At 72.4% G+C, this 19,494-nt stretch carries 19 protein-coding genes; 13 read left to right on the plus strand and 6 right to left on the minus strand.

The window, feature by feature from the left end:
• Positions 1-100 precede the first annotated feature (100 nt).
• Both NQU54_RS15065 and NQU54_RS15070 read left to right on the plus strand, forming a co-directional pair.
• Positions 101-967, plus strand: a complete 867-nt coding sequence (locus NQU54_RS15065) for a chitosanase (protein WP_257631500.1) — start codon at positions 101-103, stop codon at positions 965-967.
• A gap of 96 nt (positions 968-1,063) precedes the next feature.
• The gene (locus NQU54_RS15070; protein ID WP_257631501.1) at positions 1,064-1,789 is read left to right on the plus strand and encodes an alpha/beta fold hydrolase; all 726 of its coding nucleotides are present in this window, start codon (positions 1,064-1,066) and stop codon (positions 1,787-1,789) included.
• Positions 1,790-1,819: 30 nt separating this feature from the next.
• On the opposite strand, the gene NQU54_RS15075 is transcribed toward NQU54_RS15070, so the two are convergent.
• The 3 genes from NQU54_RS15075 to NQU54_RS15085 form a co-directional block, all read right to left on the minus strand.
• The gene (locus NQU54_RS15075) at positions 1,820-2,512 is read right to left on the minus strand and encodes a gamma-glutamyl-gamma-aminobutyrate hydrolase family protein (protein ID WP_257631502.1); all 693 of its coding nucleotides are present in this window, start codon (positions 2,510-2,512) and stop codon (positions 1,820-1,822) included.
• 88 nt (positions 2,513-2,600) lie between these two features.
• Positions 2,601-4,097: an ethanolamine permease gene (gene eat / locus NQU54_RS15080; RefSeq protein ID WP_257631503.1), complete on the minus strand. Its 1,497-nt coding sequence runs from the start codon at positions 4,095-4,097 to the stop codon at positions 2,601-2,603.
• A 247-nt stretch (positions 4,098-4,344) separates the two neighbouring features.
• Positions 4,345-5,094, minus strand: a complete 750-nt coding sequence (locus tag NQU54_RS15085) for a FadR/GntR family transcriptional regulator (protein WP_257631504.1) — start codon at positions 5,092-5,094, stop codon at positions 4,345-4,347.
• Between the two features lie 175 nt (positions 5,095-5,269).
• On the opposite strand from NQU54_RS15085, the gene NQU54_RS15090 reads away from it, so the two are divergent.
• From NQU54_RS15090 to NQU54_RS15105, 4 genes are all read left to right on the plus strand, one after another.
• Positions 5,270-6,637 carry a glutamine synthetase family protein gene (locus tag NQU54_RS15090; RefSeq protein WP_257631505.1) on the plus strand — a complete coding sequence of 456 codons (1,368 nt, stop codon included), beginning with the start codon at positions 5,270-5,272 and terminating at the stop codon, positions 6,635-6,637.
• An 11-nt stretch (positions 6,638-6,648) separates the two neighbouring features.
• Positions 6,649-8,064: an aldehyde dehydrogenase family protein gene (locus NQU54_RS15095; protein WP_257631506.1), complete on the plus strand. Its 1,416-nt coding sequence runs from the start codon at positions 6,649-6,651 to the stop codon at positions 8,062-8,064.
• 1 nt (position 8,065) lies between these two features.
• Positions 8,066-8,848 (plus strand): 3-oxoacyl-ACP reductase, encoded by a 783-nt coding sequence (locus NQU54_RS15100; protein WP_257631507.1) that lies wholly within the window; start codon positions 8,066-8,068, stop codon positions 8,846-8,848.
• A 69-nt stretch (positions 8,849-8,917) separates the two neighbouring features.
• Complete coding sequence (locus tag NQU54_RS15105; protein WP_257631598.1) at positions 8,918-9,871, plus strand: DUF2510 domain-containing protein; 954 nt, start codon at positions 8,918-8,920, stop codon at positions 9,869-9,871.
• Positions 9,872-9,898: 27 nt separating this feature from the next.
• On the opposite strand, the gene NQU54_RS15110 is transcribed toward NQU54_RS15105, so the two are convergent.
• A complete protein-coding gene (locus tag NQU54_RS15110; protein ID WP_257631508.1) occupies positions 9,899-11,095 on the minus strand; it encodes an amino acid deaminase/aldolase in 1,197 nt (398 codons plus the stop codon).
• A 213-nt stretch (positions 11,096-11,308) separates the two neighbouring features.
• On the opposite strand from NQU54_RS15110, the gene NQU54_RS15115 reads away from it, so the two are divergent.
• Together NQU54_RS15115 and mycP are read left to right on the plus strand one after the other, a co-directional pair.
• Positions 11,309-12,448 carry a hypothetical protein gene (locus tag NQU54_RS15115; protein WP_308408487.1) on the plus strand — a complete coding sequence of 380 codons (1,140 nt, stop codon included), beginning with the start codon at positions 11,309-11,311 and terminating at the stop codon, positions 12,446-12,448.
• Positions 12,445-13,662, plus strand: coding sequence for a type VII secretion-associated serine protease mycosin (gene mycP, locus NQU54_RS15120; protein ID WP_257631509.1), 1,218 nt, complete (start codon positions 12,445-12,447; stop codon positions 13,660-13,662). The genes NQU54_RS15115 and mycP overlap by 4 nt, the downstream gene beginning before the upstream one ends.
• Before the next feature lie 69 nt (positions 13,663-13,731).
• Here the strand turns inward: mycP and NQU54_RS15125 are convergent, their stop codons facing one another.
• The gene (locus NQU54_RS15125) at positions 13,732-14,499 is read right to left on the minus strand and encodes a serine hydrolase (RefSeq protein WP_257631510.1); all 768 of its coding nucleotides are present in this window, start codon (positions 14,497-14,499) and stop codon (positions 13,732-13,734) included.
• 76 nt (positions 14,500-14,575) lie between these two features.
• On the opposite strand from NQU54_RS15125, the gene NQU54_RS49770 reads away from it, so the two are divergent.
• Both NQU54_RS49770 and NQU54_RS15135 read left to right on the plus strand, forming a co-directional pair.
• On the plus strand, positions 14,576-15,550 hold the full coding sequence (locus NQU54_RS49770) for an SseB family protein (RefSeq protein ID WP_257631511.1): 975 nt from the start codon (positions 14,576-14,578) through the stop codon (positions 15,548-15,550).
• 106 nt (positions 15,551-15,656) lie between these two features.
• On the plus strand, positions 15,657-16,457 hold the full coding sequence (locus NQU54_RS15135; protein ID WP_069869677.1) for an aquaporin: 801 nt from the start codon (positions 15,657-15,659) through the stop codon (positions 16,455-16,457).
• A gap of 129 nt (positions 16,458-16,586) precedes the next feature.
• Here NQU54_RS15135 and NQU54_RS15140 read toward each other — a convergent pair whose 3' ends face one another.
• Positions 16,587-16,952, minus strand: coding sequence for a DUF1844 domain-containing protein (locus tag NQU54_RS15140; RefSeq protein ID WP_069869678.1), 366 nt, complete (start codon positions 16,950-16,952; stop codon positions 16,587-16,589).
• 437 nt (positions 16,953-17,389) lie between these two features.
• Between NQU54_RS15140 and infC the strand changes: the two genes are divergently transcribed.
• From infC to rplT, 3 genes are all read left to right on the plus strand, one after another.
• Complete coding sequence (gene infC, locus NQU54_RS15145) at positions 17,390-18,031, plus strand: translation initiation factor IF-3 (protein WP_257631600.1); 642 nt, start codon at positions 17,390-17,392, stop codon at positions 18,029-18,031.
• Positions 18,032-18,168: 137 nt separating this feature from the next.
• Positions 18,169-18,363 carry a 50S ribosomal protein L35 gene (rpmI, locus tag NQU54_RS15150; protein ID WP_020867203.1) on the plus strand — a complete coding sequence of 65 codons (195 nt, stop codon included), beginning with the start codon at positions 18,169-18,171 and terminating at the stop codon, positions 18,361-18,363.
• Positions 18,364-18,466: 103 nt separating this feature from the next.
• Entirely contained in the window at positions 18,467-18,850 is a 384-nt protein-coding gene (rplT, locus tag NQU54_RS15155; RefSeq protein WP_069869680.1) for a 50S ribosomal protein L20, read from the plus strand.
• Positions 18,851-19,494: the final 644 nt, after the last annotated feature.

A 19,494-nucleotide genomic window follows, 5' to 3' on the forward strand; every position in this document is an offset into this window, starting at 1 on the left:
AAAGGTTCCTAACGGATCGCCTCAGGGGCCGGGGCTGCCCCGGTGCGCCCTGAGGCGGTCGCGCGCACTTCCCCCACAGTCGACAAGGAACGGAGTCCCCATGTCCCCCATGCCCAGGAGGATCGGCCTCGCGGCGGTGGCCGTCGCGGTACCCGCCGCGCTCGTCTTCACCGGCGTCGGAGTCGGGCAGGCGTCCGACCACCTGCCGTTCTCGTCGGACGTCCAGCGCCACTCGGCGCACAAGGCCGTCGCGGCGAGCGACCTGGACGACCCGGCGAAGAAGGAGATCGCCATGAAGCTGGTCTCCAGTGCCGAGAACTCCTCGCTCGACTGGCGCGCCCAGTTCGAGTACATCGAGGACATCGGCGACGGCCGTGGCTACACCGCGGGCATCATCGGATTCTGCTCCGGCACCGGCGACATGCTGGAACTCGTCGAGTACTACACCCAGCAGAAGCCCGACAACGCCCTGGCCAAGTACCTCCCCGCGCTGCGCGAGGTCAACGGCAGCGACTCCCACGACGGCCTCGACCCGAACTTCACCCAGGACTGGAAGCAGGCCGCCGGCGACAAGGCGTTCCAGGACGCCCAGGAGCACGAGCGCGACCGCGTCTACTTCAACCCGGCCGTCGAGCAGGGCAAGAGCGACGGTCTGGGCGCGCTCGGCCAGTTCATCTACTACGACGCGATCGTGATGCACGGCCCCGGCGACAGCCAGTACAGCTTCGGGGGCATCCGTAAGACCGCGCTGTCCAAGGCCAAGCCCCCGGCGCAGGGCGGCGACGAGACCGCGTACCTCAACGCCTTCCTCGACGCCCGTGTGGAGGCCATGAAGAGCGAGGAGGCACACAGCGACACCAGCCGGGTCGACACCGAGCAGCGGAAGTTCCTCGACGAGGGGAACTTCGACCTGACGCCCCCGCTGAAGTGGCAGGTCTACGGCGACTCGTACGAGATCAACTCCTGACCGCTCCACCGGTCCCCGCTTGCTAAGCGGGACACTGTCCCATATCTTCAATCGGGACAGTGTCCCGTTTATTTGGCGTGGGGATGGAGTACGGCTATGTCGACATATCTGCTGGTGCACGGAGCCTGGCACAGTGGGCAGTGCTGGGAGCGGGTGGTCCCGTTGCTGACGGCGGCCGGGCATCGGGTGCTGGCGCCGACGCTGACCGGCTACGGCGACACGGCGCATCTGGCGGGCCCGGAGGTGGGGCTGGATACGCATGTCGACGACATCGTCGGGCTGATCGCCGAAGAGGACCTCACCGACGTGGTGCTCGTCGGGCACAGCTATGCCGGGCTGGTCATCTCCTCCGCGGCCAACCAGCTCCCGGAACGGATCGCGAACCTGGTCTATCTCGACGCGATGGTCCCGGAGCACGGCGAGAGCGCGGCGGATGTCATGCCCTTCACCCAGGCCATGATTGACCATGCCCTGTCGTCCGAGAGCGGCTGGCGGATTCCGCCCATGGCCGGAATGGAGCCGTCCTCGGGCCTGTTCGGGGTCACCGAACCGGCAGATGTGGAGTGGCTGCGGTCGATGCTGTCGGATCAGCCGGTGCGCTGCCTCCAGCAGCCGGTACGGCTGGACAACCCGGCCGCGAACGCGATCCCGCGGACGCATATCCACTGCGTCGCCAATGTGCCGGAGGGCTTCTCCCGGCGGCCCGTCCCCGCGATCCAGCCCAACGGCACCCCGGCACAGGTGTGGGAGCTGGAGACCGGCCACGACTGCATGATCACCATGCCCGCCGAACTCACCGAACTGCTGCTCAAGCTCGGCTGAGCAGCCCTGGCCTCGGCCCGAGGCCGAGTCTCAGCCCGACGCCGCCTCCACCAGGGCGCGCATGATCCGTACGTCATCGCCCGCCTCCGGATGCCACTGGACGCCCAGCACCAACGCCTCCGCGTCCGGCAGCTCCACCGCCTCCACCGTTCCGTCGTCGGCGGCGTGGGCGGAGGGGGTCAGGCCCTTCCCCAGCTGGGCCACGGACTGGTGGTGGAAGGTGGGGACGGTCACCGGGTCCGGGAGGATCGCGGCGAGGAGCGTGCCCGGGACCGGCTTCACCTCGTGGTGGTCGAAGACCCCGGGCGTGCCCGAGTGGCCGTCCAGGTGCTGGAGGAGCGTGCCGCCGAGGGAGACGTTCAGCAGCTGGTGGCCGCGGCAGATGCCCAGCAGGGGAGTGCCCGAGGCCAGGGCCGCCTCGATCAGGGCCAGCTCCCAGGCGTCACGCTCCCGCGCGGGCGGGCCGGTGCGCGGATCCACCTCGGCCCCGTAACGCACCGGTTCCACATCAGGGCCGCCGGAGATGACGAGCCCGTCGAGGCGGGAGACCACGCCCGCGGCGGCGGCCGGGTCCTCGTCCGGCGGCAGCATCGCCGCCAGGCCGCCCGCCCGCTGGACGAGCCGGTGGTAGCCCGCGGGCAGCAGCGCGGCGGGGAGGTTCCATACGCCCCAGCTCGCCGAGGGTTCGAGATAGGTGCTGACGCCGATCAGGGGCTTGGACACCGGGGACTCCGATCTTCGAGGATCTGTTGCGGCTCGGGCTCGGTCACGGACGGTTCTCGGTCGCCGGACAGCGCTCACGGGACGGTGTTCAGTCGCGGGACAGTTCCGCCTCGGCCTCCGCCAGCGCGGCGAACTCCTCCTCCGGCGCGGCCGCCACCAGGCGGTGCCGACTGTAGAAGGCGAAGTAGGCCAGCGCCACAGCGTAGACGCCGAGCGCGATGAAGGCCGCGTCCTTGTCCACCAGGAAGGTGGCCACCAGCGCGGAGCAGGCCAGGACGAAGGCGATGGACGACGTCACGGTGCCGCCCGGGGTGCGATAGGGACGCTCGAGACCCGGTTCGCGGCGGCGCAGGACGATATGGGAGAGCGACATCAGGGCGTACGAGATGGTGGCGCCGAAGACCGCGGTGTTGAGCATCCGGGCGCCGTCGCCGGTCCACGCCGCGAGGGCGAAGCCGATGGCGCCCGGGACCAGCAGGCCGAGGAACGGGGCCTTGCGGCTGCTGGTCAGGGAGAGGAAGCGGGGGAGGTAGCCGGCCCGGGAGAGGGCGAACAGCTGCCGCGAACCGGCGAAGATCAGGGAGAAGAAGGAGGCCACGAGCCCGGCGAGGCCCGCGTAGTTGACGATGCGGGACAGCACCGTCGCCTTGCCGCCCGGCTGGAGCGCCTCGACCAGCGGATTGCCCGCGTCCTGTACGGCGCCGGAACCGCGCGCCCCCGTCGCCGCCAGAAAGGTGACCAGGGCGAGGAGCAGCAGGATGCCCATGGACCAGGCCATGGCCTTCGGCAGCGTACGGGCCGGGTCCCGGGTCTCCTCCGCCGCGAGCGGCACCCCCTCCACCCCCAGGAAGAACCACATGCCGAAGGGGAACGAGGCCCAGATGCCGAGCAGCCCGAACGGCAGCCAGGAGCCGGCGCCGAAGGCCGAATGGTCCACCGGGATGTTGTTGAGCGAGTCCGCGTCGAAGTCGGTGAAGGCGCCGACGGCGAAGATCAGCAGCGCGGCGACGGCGATGGCGGTCACGACCAGGCTGAACCGCAGGGCCTCGCCCACGCCCCACAGATGGATGCCGATGAAGATGGCGAAGCACGCCAGATAGACCGGCCAGCCGGACTCCAGGCCGAAGAGCCCGAGCGATTCGACGTAGTCGCCGATGAAGATGGAGATGGCGGCGGGGGCCAGGACGTACTCGATGAGGATCGCCGTACCGGTGAGGAAGCCGCCCCAGGGGCCGAGGGCGCGCCGCGCGAAGCCGTAGCCGCCGCCCGCCGTGGGGAGGATCGCGGCCAGCTCCGCCAGGGCGAACACCATGCAGGCGTACATCAGGCCCATCAGCAGGGCGGCGATGGCGAGGCCGCCGAAACCGCCCTCCGCCAGGCCGAAGTTCCAGCCGGAGAAGTCGCCGGAGACGACATAGGCGACGCCGAGGCCGGTCAGCAGCAGCGGCCCGGCGCTCCCGCGGCGCAGGGTGCGGCGCTCCAGATATGCGTCCTCGGGGGACGGCGCGGCGGCGCCGCCCGGCGGGGCGCCGTCGACGGAGGCGCGGGCGGATCGGGTGCGGGCGGATTCGCTACCGTCGGCCATGGGGGCTCCTGGTCCACACGAGGGGGCGATGGCAAAGGTGTGGGGCCATACCTTTGCCTTCCGGTCGGCGATGCGCAAGACCTCTGCGTAAAACCGTGGTTAAGGAGCCATTGCCCGGAGGGCTGGGGCGGGCCAAGAGAAGGGGCCGGGCCAGGACAAGGGGCCGCGGGCCAGGAGAAGGGGCCGCCGCGCCCGGAGAAGCGGGCCCGGCCAGGAGGCGGGAGCGTCGGACCCGGAAGTGGGCGCGTCAGATCAGGAAGCCGCGCAGCAGCGCCGCCGTGCCCTCGCAGTGCTCCCGCATCACCTCGCGCGCCCCGTCCGCGTCCCCGTCCAGCACCGCCTCCACCATCGCCCCGTGCTGGGCCTGGGAGTGCTCGAGGTTCTTCACCAGCAGCGGGATGCAGTCCAGCAGGTCGTTGACGGTCGCGCGGACGGCCGCGTACTGGGCGGCCAGCGACGGTGAGCCCGCCAGCTCCGCGAGCGTGAGGTGGAACATCGTGTCCAGCCGGCGGTAGTCGGCCAGCGGGGCGTCCCGCGTCGCGTCCAGGGCCGCCCGCAGCCGCCGCGCCTGCCCGTCGCCGCGCCCGTGCGCGGCGCACAGCCCCGCCGCGCCCACCTCCAGGACCTCGCGGAACCGAAGGGTGTCCTCGACGTCGACCGCCTCGACCCGGCGCCGCAGCTCGTCCTCGCCGCCCACGGCGGGCTCGGGCCTGGCCCGGACGAAGGTGCCGCCGTAGCGGCCGCGGCGGCTCTCCACCAGACCCTGGTCCTGGAGCACCTTCAGCACCTCGCGCAGGGTCACCCGGCTGATCCGCAGCCGGTCGGCCAGCTCCCGCTCGGCCGGGAGCCGGCCGCCGTCGGGGACCAGCCCCAGCCGCAGCACCTGGAGTATCTGCTCCAGCGCCTCCTCGAAGCCGTTCCCCGCGCGCACCGGGCGCAGCACCGGCGCCAGCCGGTCGTCCGCCGCGCTCCCGGGCCCACTCCCGCTCTCGCTCATCGAACCGTCCGCACCTACTTCCCAATCAATGGTCTGCGGTACTACCTTAAGGCCCACCCCGCGCCTCCGGCCCCTCCCCGGACCCGCGGGCTCCCCGAATCTCCCGCACTCCCCCGAGCCCCGCACCCCCCATTACCTCGAACTCCCCGAAACTCCCCGACGCAGGAGGCCCACCGTGGCAGACCGCACGCCCCCGCTCTCGGTCGACGAGCTGACCAGACTGGTCGCCGCCGGGGAGATCGACACCGTCGTCCTGGCCTTCACCGATATGCAGGGAAGGCTCCAGGGCAAGCGGTTCGCCGCCCGCTTCTTCCTCGACGACGTCCTGGCGCACGGCACCGAGGGCTGCAACTACCTCCTCGCCGTCGACACCGAGATGAACACCGTCGACGGCTACGCCATGTCCTCCTGGGAGCGCGGCTACGGTGACTTCGCCATGCACGGCGACACCGCCACCCTGCGCCGCACCCCCTGGAACCCCGGCACCGCCCTCCTCACCGCCGATCTCGCCTGGCACGACGGCAGCCCGGTGGTCGCCTCCCCGCGCCAGATCCTGCGCCGTCAGCTCGACCGGCTCGCCGAGCGCGGCTGGACCGCGTACACCGGCACCGAGCTGGAGTTCATGGTCTTCAAGGACAGCTATGAGCACGCGTGGAGCGCCGGCTACCGCGGGCTGACCCCCGCCAACCAGTACAACGTCGACTACTCCGTCCTCGGCACCGGCCGGGTCGAGCCCCTGCTGCGCCGCATCCGCAACGAGATGGGCGCCGCCGGGATGACCGTCGAGTCGGCCAAGGGGGAGTGCAACCTCGGCCAGCACGAGATCGCCTTCCGCTACGCCGACGCCCTGACCACCTGCGATCAGCACGCCGTCTACAAGACCGGCGCCAAGGAGATCGCGGCCCAGGAGGGCATGGCGCTCACCTTCATGGCCAAGTACGACGAGCGCGAGGGCAACTCCTGTCATATCCACCTCTCGCTGCGCGACGAGGCCGGGTACCCCGTGCTCGCCGACGACGAGGGCCCGTACGGCATGTCGAAGACCATGGGCCACTTCCTCGCCGGGCAGATCGCGGCGATGCGCGACTTCACCCTGCTCTACGCCCCGAACATCAACTCCTACAAGCGGTTCCGCCCCGGCTCCTTCGCGCCCACCGCCGTCGCCTGGGGCCCGGACAACCGCACCTGCGCGCTGCGCGTCATCGGCCACGGCCCCTCCCACCGGCTGGAGAACCGGCTCCCCGGCGGCGATGTCAACCCGTACCTGGCCGTGGCCGGGATGGTGGCCGCCGGGCTGTACGGCGTCGAGAAGGAGCTGGAGCTCCCCGAGGTCTGCACCGGCAACGCCTACACCGGCGGCGCCGAGCAGGTGCCCACCTCGCTGCGCGACGCCGCCGAGCTGTGGCGGAACAGCCCCATAGCGCGGGACGCCTTCGGCGACGAGGTGGTCGAGCACTACCTCAACATGGCGCGCGTGGAGCAGGACGCCTACGACACCGCCGTCACGGACTGGGAGCGCTTCCGGTCCTTCGAGCGCATGTGAGGAACCACCAGGTGAACGAGTCGCTGAACGAGTACCCGCATCGACACCCCGACGACCACCCCCATGAGCACCAGATCCTCAACCCGGCCACCGAGGAGGTCATCGCCACCGTCCCCGCCGCCACCCCGGGCGATGTGGCCGCCGCCGTCGCCCGCGCCACCGAGGCGCAGCGCGGCTGGGCCGCGCTCGCGCCCGCCGACCGGGCCCGGCTGCTGCGCCGCTTCGCCGCCGTCGTGGACGGGCGGATCGAGGAGCTGGCCGCCCTCGAGGTCCGCGAGGCGGGCCATCCGATCGGCAACGCCCGCTGGGAGGCGGGCAATGTGCGCGATCTGCTGGACTACGCGGCCGGGGGAGCGGAGCGGCTGAGCGGCGCCCAGATCCCGGTGGCCGGCGGTCTGAACGTCACCTTCCATGAGCCGCTCGGCGTGGTCGCGGTCATCGCGCCGTGGAACTTCCCCATGCCGATCGCCGCCTGGGGCACCGCGCCCGCCCTGGCCGCCGGGAACGCCGTGGTCCTCAAACCGGCCGAGACCACCCCGCTCACCGCGCTCCGCCTGGCCGAACTCGCCCTGGAGGCGGGCCTTCCCGAAGGGCTCCTCCAAGTGCTGCCCGGGGCCGGGCCGGTCGCGGGCGCCGCGCTGGTCGAGCACCCCGGCGTCGCCAAGGTCGTCTTCACCGGCTCCACGGCCGTCGGCAAGCAGATCATGGCCACATGCGCCGCGGGCGTGAAGCGGGTGACCCTCGAACTCGGCGGCAAGAGCCCGAACATCGTCTTCGCCGACGCCGACATCGAGCGCGCCGCGGCCTCGGCGCCCGGCTCCTTCCTGGACAACACCGGACAAGACTGCTGCGCCCGCAGCCGCATCCTGGTCCAGGCATCCGTCTACGACCGGTTCATGGAGCTGCTGGCGCCCGCCGTGACCTCCTTCGCGGTCGGCGACCCGGCCGACCCCGCCACCGCCATGGGCCCGCTGATCTCGGCCGCCCAGCGCGAGCGCGTACGGTCCTACGTGCCCGAGGACGCGCCCGCCGCGATCCGCGGGGACGCCCCGCAGGGCAAGGGGTTCTGGTACCCGGCCACCGTGCTGGAGGCCACCGGCCCCGGGGACCGCGCCGCCGTGGAGGAGATCTTCGGCCCCGTGGCCGTCGTCCTCCCCTTCGAAGACGAGGCCGACGCCGTACGGCTGGCGAACGCCACCGACTACGGCCTGTCCGGCTCGATCTGGACCCGGGACGTGGGCCGCGCCGTGCGGGTCTCGCGCGCCGTCGCCGCCGGGAACCTGTCCGTCAACTCGCACAGCAGCGTGCGGTACGCCACCCCCTTCGGCGGCTACAAACAGTCCGGCCTGGGCCGGGAGCTGGGCCCCGACGCCCTTGCCGCCTTCACCGAGACCAAGAACGTCTTCATCAGCACCGAGGAGCAGTGACGTGACCGAGACCCCCGTGTGCCGCCGTCTGGTGGGCCGTACCGCCGTCGTCACCGGAGCCGGCAGCGGTATCGGCCTGGCCACCGCGCGCCGCCTCGCCTCCGAGGGCGCGCACGTCGTCTGTGCCGATATCGACGAGAGCGCGGGCAAGGCCGCGGCCGACGAGGTCGGCGGGCTCTGCGTCCAGGTGGACGTGACCGACCCCGAGCAGGTCGAGGCGCTCTTCAAGACCGCCTTCGACACCTATGGTTCGGTGGACATCGCGTTCAACAACGCCGGTATCTCCCCGCCCGACGACGACTCGATCCTCACCACCGGACTCGACGCCTGGAAGCGGGTCCAGGAGGTCAACCTCACCTCCGTCTATCTGTGCTGCAAGGCCGCGCTGCCGTATATGCGGCGGCAGGGCCGGGGCTCCATCATCAACACCGCCTCCTTCGTGGCCGTGATGGGCGCCGCCACCTCGCAGATCAGCTACACCGCCTCCAAGGGCGGGGTGCTGGCCATGTCCCGTGAACTGGGCGTGCAGTTCGCCCGCGAGGGCATCCGGGTCAACGCGCTGTGCCCGGGGCCGGTGAACACCCCGCTGCTGAAGGAGCTGTTCGCCAAGGACCCGGAGCGGGCCCAGCGCCGGCTGGTGCACGTACCGGTGGGCCGGTTCGCCGAGCCGGCCGAGATCGCCTCCGCCGTGGCCTTCCTGGCCAGCGATGACGCGTCCTTCGTCAACGCCGCCGAGTTCCTCGTGGACGGCGGGATCGCCGGGGCATATGTCACGCCGTTGTAGTCCGGGTGCGTAGTCCGGCCATCCGCGGTGTACGGACCCCAGCCCTGGCCATAGGCTGACCGAGTGACCATGAACACGCCCCCCGGCTGGTACCCCGATCCCGGCTACGCAGGTAACGGCCCCGCCATGGAGCGATGGTGGGACGGCTCCGCCTGGACCGAGTACACCCGTGATGCCTCGGGCGCCGCGGACCTGGCCTTCGGCCCGCCGCCGATGCCCCCCTACCTGCCAGGGCAGCGGGGGGGCCGGGGCCGCGGGCCGAGGATCGCGGCGCTCTCCGTCGCCGTCGGCGTGGTCGTCGCCGCGATCGTCGGCGGCATCGTGCTGCTGGGCGACGGCGATGACGACGGTGGCAACGCCGCCCAGACCGGGCCGGCCCCCAGCACCTCCGCGCCGGACGACGGCGGCGACCCTGTCCCGGACGTCCCGGACAGCCCCTCCGACGGGCCCACCGGCACCCCCGGCACACCGCCCGACTACGACCCGAACACCGCCCCGGATCCGGGCAACGGCATCAGCCTGCCGGTGCTCACCGGCTGGCAGTCGGGGCGCAGCAGCTCCGGCGGCGCGGGCGTCACCACCTCCCGCTACCCGTGTCCGGGCGACCCGTCCACCGACTGTGTGCGCGGCGGCGCCTTCTCCCGGACCGCCGAGGGCTACAAGGCCACCTCCGCCAAGGGGATAGCCAAGGAGGACATCGCGCAGAACGCCGAGGAGTCCTACGGCACCGACCAGAACACCGACCGCAAGGCGTATGGCGGGATCACCTCCCACAAGCAGCTGAAGGCGTCGGAGGTCGAGGTCGCGGGCAAGGAGGGCTATCTGGTCCGCTGGAAGGTGGTGACGAAGAAGGGCGACGACGGCATCGTGCAGTCGGTGGCCTTCCCCTCGCCCACCATGCCGGACACGATGGTCGTGGTCCGCTTCGGATTCGACATGAGCGACAAGGCGCCGCCGCTCAGCGACATGGACAAGATCGTCAAGGGCATCGAGGCGCTGGCGGGCGACGGCCGGTCCATCTAGCCGCGCACGGCGCCCGGAAGGGGCCCTTCAGAGGAACGTCCGGCCCTCGCCCCGATACGTGGGCGCGTCGGCCACCACCCGGCCCTCCTCGATCAGCCGCAGCGTGTCGAACCGCTCGCACAGCTCACCGGCCTTGGCGTGCCGGAACCACACCTTGTCGCCGATCAGCAGATCGTCGGCGGCCGTGCCCCGCAGCGGGGTCTGCACCTCGCCCGGCCCCTCCATCGAGTCGTACACCAGCCCCTCCGGCAGATACGGCACCGGCAGCCGGTCCCGGCCCGCCACGCCCGACGCCGGATAGCCGCCGCCGAGCACCGTCACCACGCCCACCCCGGGCCTGCGCACCACCGGCTGGGCGAACAGGGCCGCCGGGCGGCCGCGGAAGGAGGTGTAGTGGTCGAAGAGGCGCGGCTGGTAGAGCCCGGAGCCGGCGGCGATCTCGGTCACCGCGTCCTCCGCGGCGGTGTGCTGCACACTGCCCGTACCGCCGCCGTTGACGAACTCCAGGTCCGCCACGGCCCGCACCGCGCGCACCGCCTCGGCCCGGCGCGCCGCGAGCTCCCGGCGCGCCACGCGCTGCATCAGCCGGACGGCGCGTGAGCGCAGCGGACTCCCGGGCACCGCGTCGCCCACGCCCGCCACATGTCCCTCGTATGCCATCAGCCCGACCAGCCGGAAGCCGGGGCGGCGGGCGATCGCCCGCGCCAGCTCGGCCAGTTGCTCCGGTTCGTGCAGCGGTGAGCGCAGCGTCCCGACCCGCACCCGCCCGCCGAGCATCCGCAGCGAGGTATCCAACTCCAGGCAGATCCGGACCTCTTCGGTCCCGGCGCGAACGCTGTCGATCAGATCGAGCTGGGCGAGGTCGTCCACCATGACGGTCACGGCCTCCGCCAGCTTGGGGTCGCCGGTCAGGGTGGCGAAGCCGTCCCGGTCGGTGGAGGGGTAGGCGAGCAGGACATCGTCGAACCCCTCGCGCGCCAGCCACAGCGACTCCGGGAGCGTGAAGCTCATGATCCCGGCGAAGCCGTCGCGGGCCAGGACCCGCTCCAACAGCGCCCGGCAGCGCACCGATTTGCTGGCGACGCGGATCGGCTTTCCTCCCGCCCGGCGGACCAGATCGCGTGCGTTGTCGTCGAAGGCTTCCAGGTCGACAATCGCCACGGGGGCTTCGAGATGGGCGGTGGCCCGGTCGTACCGGGCCCGTTCAGCGGCGGCAGCGGACATGGACGCAGCTTGCCAGACCGCTATTACCACTGGGTAGAGGGCGGCTGGTGTGCAGGGCCCCCGGCTGCCCGTAGAGTGTCGCGCACGCCACGACCGGCAGGTCAGCGGCGTGTTGTCCGTATACGGGCCCGCCTGCCCGAAAGGCGGTGCGGTGGCGCGGCGAACCGGACGGAGCCAGGTGAAACAGGTGTCGACGGGTGCGAGGGGGTGCAGGTGAGCACCGACGCGGAACAGGCGCACTCACCCTACGACACGCCCCCACCACGCCCCGCACATCCCCCGCGCACGGCGCCCGCACAGCCTTCCGCGCCCCCTCCGCGCCCCACCACCTCGCCCGGGTTCACCCCGGATCCGGACACCCCCGTCCTCGGCGTAAGAGCGAAGCTCCCGTATCCGAGAGGCACCGCCGGGGCGTCCGGCACCCGGATGCCCCCGCGCCCCTCCGCACCGCCGCGCGTCGGCGGGCTCTTCGCGGACGGCGGCCTCTTCGCGGACGGTGGGCGGGCCGGGCGGCGCAGACCGCCCAGCCGTACGGCGGCCGCCGCCGCGAGCCTCGTCCTCGGCCTCGGGCTGCTCGGCGGGGCGGCGGCCGGGAGCTGGCTGGGTGACGGCTCCGACACCCCGCCGTCCATCGCCGACACCTACGCCCACGCCCGCACCGTCTGGTACAGCGTCCCCGTGGACGACCTCTTCCCGCGCACCCTGCGCGGGAAGGGTGAGGGGCCCGGCGGCGCCGACCGCCTCTGGACCCGGATAGCCGTCGCACCGGACAGCAGCTGTGGCGGTGGATTCGATCCGCTGCTCGCCAAGGCGCTGGCCCCGGTGGGCTGCAAACGGCTGGTGCGCGCCACGTACACCGACGCCACCAGCACCAGCGTCACCACCGTCGGAGTGCTGATCACCACCTCGGGACCCACCGGGATGCGGGCGCTGCACCAGCGCTTCGTCGCCGAGAAGCTGGACGAGCGCAGCGATCTGATGCCTCGCCCGTACGCCGCCAAGGGCACCGCGGCGGCCGGTTTCGGCGATGAGCAGCGCGCCAGCTGGCGGATCCGGATCCTCACCGACGCCCCCGCCGTCATCTACACCGTCAGCGGTTTCGCCGACGGCCGTAAGGTCACCGACCCGCAGTCGGCGGGCGAGGCGACCCAGCGGGGCGCCACCTCGTCCCCCGCGCAGTCGGGCCTCGGCAACGATGCCCGGGGCATCGCCGACCGGATCGAGGCCGGATTCCGCCGGGCCCTGTCCATATTCACGGAGTCCTCGGAGTCCTCGGAGTCCTCGGAGTCCTCGGAGTCCTCGGAGTCCTCGGAGTCCACGGGGTCCTCGGAGTCCACGGAGACCACCTCATGACCGGGCTCGGGCGGCGCCTCGCCGTGGCCCTCGCCGCCGCCGGGCTGACCCTGGTGCCCGCCGCGCCCGCGGACGCCGACGGCATACAGGCCCAGGAGTGGGCGCTGGAGGCACTCCACGTCCAGGAGGCATGGCAGACCACCAAGGGCTCCGGGGTCACCGTCGCCGTCCTCGACACCGGCGTCGACGACGGCCACCCCGACATCGAAGGCCAGGTGCTGCCCGGCAAGGACCTCATCGGCTTCGGCGCCCGGCGCGGTGAGCGGGCCTGGGCCCGCCACGGCACCGCCATGGCCGGAATCATCGCCGGGCACGGCCACGGTGCGTCCGGCGGCGAGGGCGTGCTGGGCGTCGCGCCGAAGGCGCGGATCCTGCCGGTGCGGGTGATCCTCGAGGACTCCGACCCCGCCCGTAAGAAGGCCCGCTCGACCCGTGGCGGCGCGCTTGCCTCCGGTATCCGCTGGGCGGCCGACCACGGCGCCGACATCATCAACCTCTCGCTCGGCGACGACAGCGCCTCCGCCCACCCCGAGGCCGCCGAGGACGCCGCCGTGCAGTACGCGCTGCGCAAGGGCGCGATCGTGGTCGCCTCCGCGGGCAACGGCGGCGAGAAGGGCGACCGGGTCTCCTATCCGGCCGCCTACCCCGGGGTGATCGCCGTGACCGCCGTCGACCGCTACGGCTCCCGCGCCGCCTTCTCCACCCGCCGCTGGTACGCCACCGTTTGCGCACCCGGTGTCGACGTGGTCATCGCCGACCCCGACAAGCGCTACTACGAGGGCTGGGGCACCAGCGCGGCCGCCGCCTTCGTCTCCGGCTCCGTGGCCCTCGTCCGCGCCGCCCACCCCGAACTGAGCCCGCGCCAGGTACGGCAGCTCATCACCCGCACCGCCCAGGACGTCCCCGAGGGCGGCCGCAGCGACGACCTCGGCGCGGGCCTGGTGGACCCGGCGGCGGCGATCGCCGCGGGCGGCAAGATGAAGCCGGACGCCCAGCGGCCCGCCGTGGCCGCCGCCCCGAAGCGCTTCTTCGGCAACGGGCCCGGCCACGCCCAGGGCGAACACGAGGACTCCGGCCCCAACCAGATGGCGCTGCTCGCCGGGATCGCCGGGGCCGCCCTGGTCGTCGCGGCGGTCGCCCTGTGGCGCGGCTCGGGACCGCTGCGAGTGCCCCCGAGACTGCGCGCGCTGCTTCCGACGAGCCGTACGCGCTGAGCGGGGCGCCGGGCCGGGGCCCGGCGGCGGTCGTCGGCCGCGCTCGTTCCTGCGTGCCGCTTGCCGGGATCAACGGGCGTGGGCCACCGCTACGGCCGTACGCGCCACCTCTTCGACCAGCGTCACCCCGGCGCGCAGATCCGTATTGCCCTCGGAGAGCACCGCGAGCAGATGGGTGCGGCCGCCCGTGGTCACCGCGCCGATGCTGTTCACGACCCACAGCCCCGTGGCGTCGCGCGGCATCCAGCCGTTCTTCAACCGCGTCCCGCTGCCGGTGCCGTCGGCTGCGGCCGAGACGCCCCAGCTCTGACGGGCGGTGACGCGCCCCATGAGGGTCCGCAGATACGCCCGGGAGCGCACGCTCAGCGGGGCGGCGTCCAGGAAGACCGCACGCAGCAGGGTCAGCTGATCGGCCGCGGTGGTCCGCGTCAGCCCCCAGCGCCCGCGCTCGTCGCCGCGCGTATCGGTCAGCCCGAGCCGCGCCAGCGCCGCCTCGAGGCCGTTCGTCCCGCCGATCGTGTGCCACAGCGCCGTCGCCGCGTCGTTGTCGCTGTTCTCGATCATCACGGTGGCCTGCGAGCGCTCCTCGGCGGTCAGCCGCCGTCCCTCGTCCTGCGCCCCGAGCAGCAGCGCCGCGAGGATGCCGACCTTGACGACGCTCGCCGTGGCGTACGAACCGTCGCCATGGACCCCGCTCGCCCCCGACCCGGTCTCCAGGACGGCGACCGAGAAGTCCGCGCCGGAGCCCGCGGCCACCGGGGCCAGCGCGTCGGCGAGCGCCCCGCTCAGCCCGCCCGGACCGGACAGGGCCGGGCCGCCGTCGTCCACGCGCTCCACACCGTCTCCTTCGCTGCCGCCCCCGCCGAGGGGTGGGGGTGCGGGTGGATCTCCTCGCTGTCGATACCCTCATGGCGTGGCGCTCAAGAACATTCCCGACTCCGGCTTCTCCGACGACGACGGCTCCGCCGACCCCCGTCTGGCCGCGGCGCTCGCCGCCTGGGCCGATGACCGCTCGGCCGAACCGGAGGTGCTCGCCGCGCTCGCCGACGCCCGCCTGCTCGTTCCCGTGGTGGCGATCCTGGGGGAGGCGGAGGAGGCGGAATCCGGGCCGCGCGAAGCGTCGGTTGAGGGTGGTGGTGGGCGACGGGGATCCGGGCCGCGCGAAGCGTCGGTTGAGGGTGGTGGTGGGCGACGGGGATCCGGGCCGCGCGAAGCGTCCGTTGAGGGTGGTGGTGGGCGACGGGGATCCGGGCCGCGCGAAGCGTCGGTTGAGGGTGGTGGTGGGCGACGGGGATCCGGGCCGCGCGAAGCGTCCGTTGAGGGTGGTGGTGGGCGACGGGTGGGCGGACTGCGCCGGGAGAAGACGAGCGATATGGCGGTGCCCACGCTGGAGGCGCCCGGCGGCCGGCGCGCCCTGCCCGCCTTCACCTCGCTGGAGACGCTGGCCCGCTGGCGGCCGGACGCCCGGCCGGTGGCCGTACCGCTGCGCCAGGCGCTGGAGGCCACCGCCCATGAGAAGGCGGACACCCTGGTCCTGGACCTCGCGGGCCCGGTGCCGTACCAGCTGACCGGCCCGGCGCTGCTGGCCCTCGCCGAGGGCCGGACCAGCGCCGATCCGCTCGCCGACCCGGCCGTGACCGAGGCGGTGCGCACCGTGCTGGCCGCCGAGCCGGAGGTGCTGCGGGCCCATCTGGCCCCGGCGGCGGACGCCGACGGGATGCTCGCGCTCGCCCTGGCGCCGGAGGCGCCCGCGCGGGAGACGGCGCACCGGGTGGCGGGCGCCCTGGCCGCCGACGAGGTGCTGCGGGCGAGGCTGGTGCGCGGGCTGACCCTGGCCCTGCTGCCGCCGGACGCGAAGGTCCCCGGCGAACCGCTCTTCAGCCGCTGAGGAGGCGGGAGTCGGCGCTCCCCGCTCGGACCAACAGGCGAATCGTCCCGATTCCCCCCACAATGCTTAGGCGACTGGCGGTCGGAATCTGCGTGAGGAGAGCGCCATGGAGACGAGAACGGTCGTAGCGGAGTTCATCGGGACCGCGATGCTGGTCCTCTTCGGAGTCGGTTCGCTGGTCCTGGCGGGCGACTACATCAACGCCCTCGGGATCTCGCTCGCCTTCGGCTTCACGCTGATCGCGATCGCCTTTGCGTTCGGACGCATCTCGGGCTGCCACATCAATCCGGCGGTGACCCTCGGCGTGCTGCTGGTCAAGCGCATCGACATCCGTACGGCCGTCCAGTACTGGGTCGCGCAGTTCGTCGGCGCGATCGTGGGCGCGGCGGTGCTCTTCCTGCTCGCCAACCAGGTGCCCAGGCTCCAGACGGCGGACGCCTTCGGCAGCAACGGCTACGGCGGCCGCTCACCGGTAGGCATGGGCGCGGGCGGGGCCTTCCTCGCCGAGGTGCTGCTGACCTTCCTGCTGGTCTTCGTCTTCCTCACGGTGACCCACTCGGTGGCCCTGGTCGGCGCCGAACCGGTCCCGGTGGGCCTCGCCCTCGCCGCGGCCAACCTGGTCGGCATCCCGCTGACCTGGGCCTCGGTCAATCCGGCGCGCAGCTTCGGCCCCGCGATCTTCGCGGGCGGGGACGCGCTGGGCCAGCTGTGGCTGTTCATCGTCGCACCGCTGGTCGGCGGGGTGCTCGCCGCCGTGGTGCACCGGTTCACCCATCTCCATCCGGCGGGCCAGGCCGAACGGGAGCAGGCGCATCCGCCCCCGACGACCGGGCCGTGGGGACGGCTGCGCGGCGGCCATCGCCCCGAGGCGGGCGATACGGAGACCAAGGGCCCGGAGGCGGCCTGAGCAGAGCAGGCCGCTGCCGGGGCCGACTGCTGCCGGGGCGGGCCCCAGGGGCTGGGTCTGGTTGGGTCCCGGGGGCCCCAGGGGGCGGGTCCCGGCGCCGAGGGCCGGAGGCTGTCGGCCCCGAGGGGTTCAGCCGAAGACCGGGCCGGTGAACTTCTCGCCCGGCCCCTGCCCCGGCTCGTCCGGCACCACCGACGCCTCGCGGAAGGCGAGCTGGAGCGACTTCAGACCGTCCCGCAGCGGGGCGGCGTGGAAGGAGCTGATCTCCGTGGCGCTTGCCGTGACCAGCCCCGCCAGGGCGTTGATCAGCTTCCGCGCCTCGTCCAGGTCCTTGTGCTGGGGGCCCTCCTCGGCCAGGCCGAGGTTGACCGCGGCGGCGCTCATCAGGTGCACCGCGACCGTGGTGATCACCTCGACCGCGGGCACATCCGCGATGTCCCGGGTCATCCGGTCGAAGTCGGGGGCCGGCGGCTTCCCTGCGTTGGCGTCGCTCATGGTGGTCGGGGCTCACTTCCTGATGGATGGTGGGCCCCAGCCTAGGACGCCGTCCGCCGGGCGTAGGTACCGGTCGCGGGGAACGGTCCGTACCGGTCGCGGGGAACGGGCCGGGTGGCACCGACGACGGGTCCGGGTGACCGCTGGGTGATACATCCTGTGGCAGTGCTGGTATCGTAGATAAACGACCGGCTGGTCACTTGCGTGTCCGGCCCACAAGTGGAGGCTCCGCGCTCCCACCTCCCGATCCCCCGGGTCGGCAGGTCATCGGTCAGGCTGCGCCCCGCGGTGATATCGCGGCGGTGCTCCCGGTCAATGAGGAGCCCCGCCTGTGTACCGTCCGGGGCGTTTTGTGCGCCACGGCGCGGTGGTCTCAACCGAAACAGACTTACGCGGCAGTCCGCCAGGCGGTCGCGTGGTGCAACCGAGGAGGATCCATCAGCGCCGAGCCCCGCATCAACGACCGGATTCGCGTCCCCGAGGTGCGACTCGTCGGTCCCAGTGGCGAGCAGGTCGGCATCGTGCCGCTTGCCAAGGCCCTGGAGCTTGCGCAGGAGTACGACCTCGACCTGGTCGAGGTGGCGGCGAACGCCCGTCCGCCGGTCTGCAAGCTCATGGACTACGGAAAGTTCAAATACGAGTCGGCCATGAAGGCCCGTGAAGCGCGCAAGAACCAGGCGCACACGGTCATCAAGGAGATGAAGCTCCGGCCGAAGATCGACCCGCACGACTACGACACCAAGAAGGGTCACGTCGTCCGGTTCCTCAAGCAGGGCGACAAGGTCAAGATCACGATCATGTTCCGCGGCCGTGAGCAGTCCCGGCCCGAGCTGGGCTACCGACTGTTGCAGCGGCTCGCCGAGGACGTCCAGGAGCTGGGCTTCGTCGAGTCCAACCCCAAGCAGGACGGGCGCAACATGATCATGGTTCTCGGTCCGCACAAGAAGAAGACCGAGGCGATGGCCGAAGCCCGCGAGGCGCAGGCCGCCCGAAAGGCGGAGCGCCAGGGCGTTCCCCACCTGGACCAGTCTCCGGACACGTCCGTGGAGCAGCCTGCCGAGGAGCCCGCCGAGGCCTGAGGCGACAGCCTCGACCCCCGGGACCCTGGTCCCGACATAGACCGACATAACAGACGCTTCCGCGCACACCGGTCCGCGGTCCGATAGAGCCACGCCCGGATGGGGCGGAAGCGCCCCGACGAGGAGAGAACGGCGACATGCCGAAGAACAAGACGCACAGCGGTGCCAGCAAGCGATTCAAGCTCACCGGCTCCGGCAAGGTGGTGCGCCAGCGCGCCGGTCGCCGCCACCTTCTCGAGCACAAGCCGTCCACGCTGACGCGCCGCCTGGCCGGAAAGGTCGAGATGGCCCCTGCCGACGCCAAGAAGATCAAGAAGCTTCTCGGCAAGTGACGCCCCGCCCCGCTTCGGCGGGGCGAGCGCCAGACCGGGACCCGGACCTATTCGTTTCCGGGCCGCGTGAGTCACCCGCGGCCCCGTACAAGGAGTTAACCAAGTGGCACGCGTCAAGCGGGCAGTCAACGCCCACAAGAAGCGCCGGGCGATCCTCGAGCAGGCCAGCGGCTACCGGGGCCAGCGCTCCCGCCTGTACCGCAAGGCCAAGGAGCAGGTCACCCACTCTCTGGTCTACAACTACAACGACCGCAAGAAGCGCAAGGGCGACTTCCGTCAGCTGTGGATCCAGCGCATCAACGCCGCTGCCCGCGCCAACGGCATGACGTACAACCGCTTCATCCAGGGTCTGAAGGCCGCCAACATCGAGGTGGACCGCAAGATCCTGGCCGACCTCGCGGTCAACGACGCCAATGCGTTCGCCACGCTGGTCGAGGCGGCGCAGAAGGCGCTGCCGAGCGATGTCAACGCGCCGAAGGCCGCGTAACCGCTGCGCTGAGCTGTACGCCACGGACCCGCAGGTGAAGGCTCACCTGCGGGTCCGCACATGTGGGTGCCTCCTGCTCGGGCCTCGTCGCCGGGTACCGCCCGGTGGCCGGGTTGTGTCTCTCCTGGGGTTTCGTTGCCGGGTGCGGCCCGGTGGCCGGGTTTGCCCACGATGTTCCGCCTCGCGGATTGTCGGCGACGGGTGTGCCGCCGGTGCCTGGGGTTTCGTTGCCGGGTGCGGCCCGGTGGCCGGGTTGTGTCGACCCGTCCCGCCCGGCGGGACGATTGCCCACAACAGGGTTCGCCGGTCCGTTGCTCCCCGCAGCGGGGCATGCCGTATCTGCCGCTGGGGCGGGGTGTGCCGCTGGTCCCTGGGGTTTCGTCGCTGGGTGCCGCTCGGTGGCCGGGTTGTGCCCACCCGTCCCGCCCCGCGGGACGATTGCCCACAACAGGCGTTGCTTTCGCGTCGTACCCGCCGTCGGGGCGGGGTATGTCGCTGGCGCTTGCGCGGGTGGTCCTTCCCGGGGGGCGCCCGATCGTTCTGCCGCGCGGAACGATTGCGCACGACCGGGTGTGTTTCGCCCCCGCGGGGCGATGCCCGCGGCCAGGCCATCCGCAGCCAGCCCCCTGCGCCCGCCCCTCCGG

It is taken from the genome of Streptomyces malaysiensis subsp. samsunensis (assembly GCF_024519315.1).
Classification (GTDB): domain Bacteria; phylum Actinomycetota; class Actinomycetes; order Streptomycetales; family Streptomycetaceae; genus Streptomyces; species Streptomyces malaysiensis.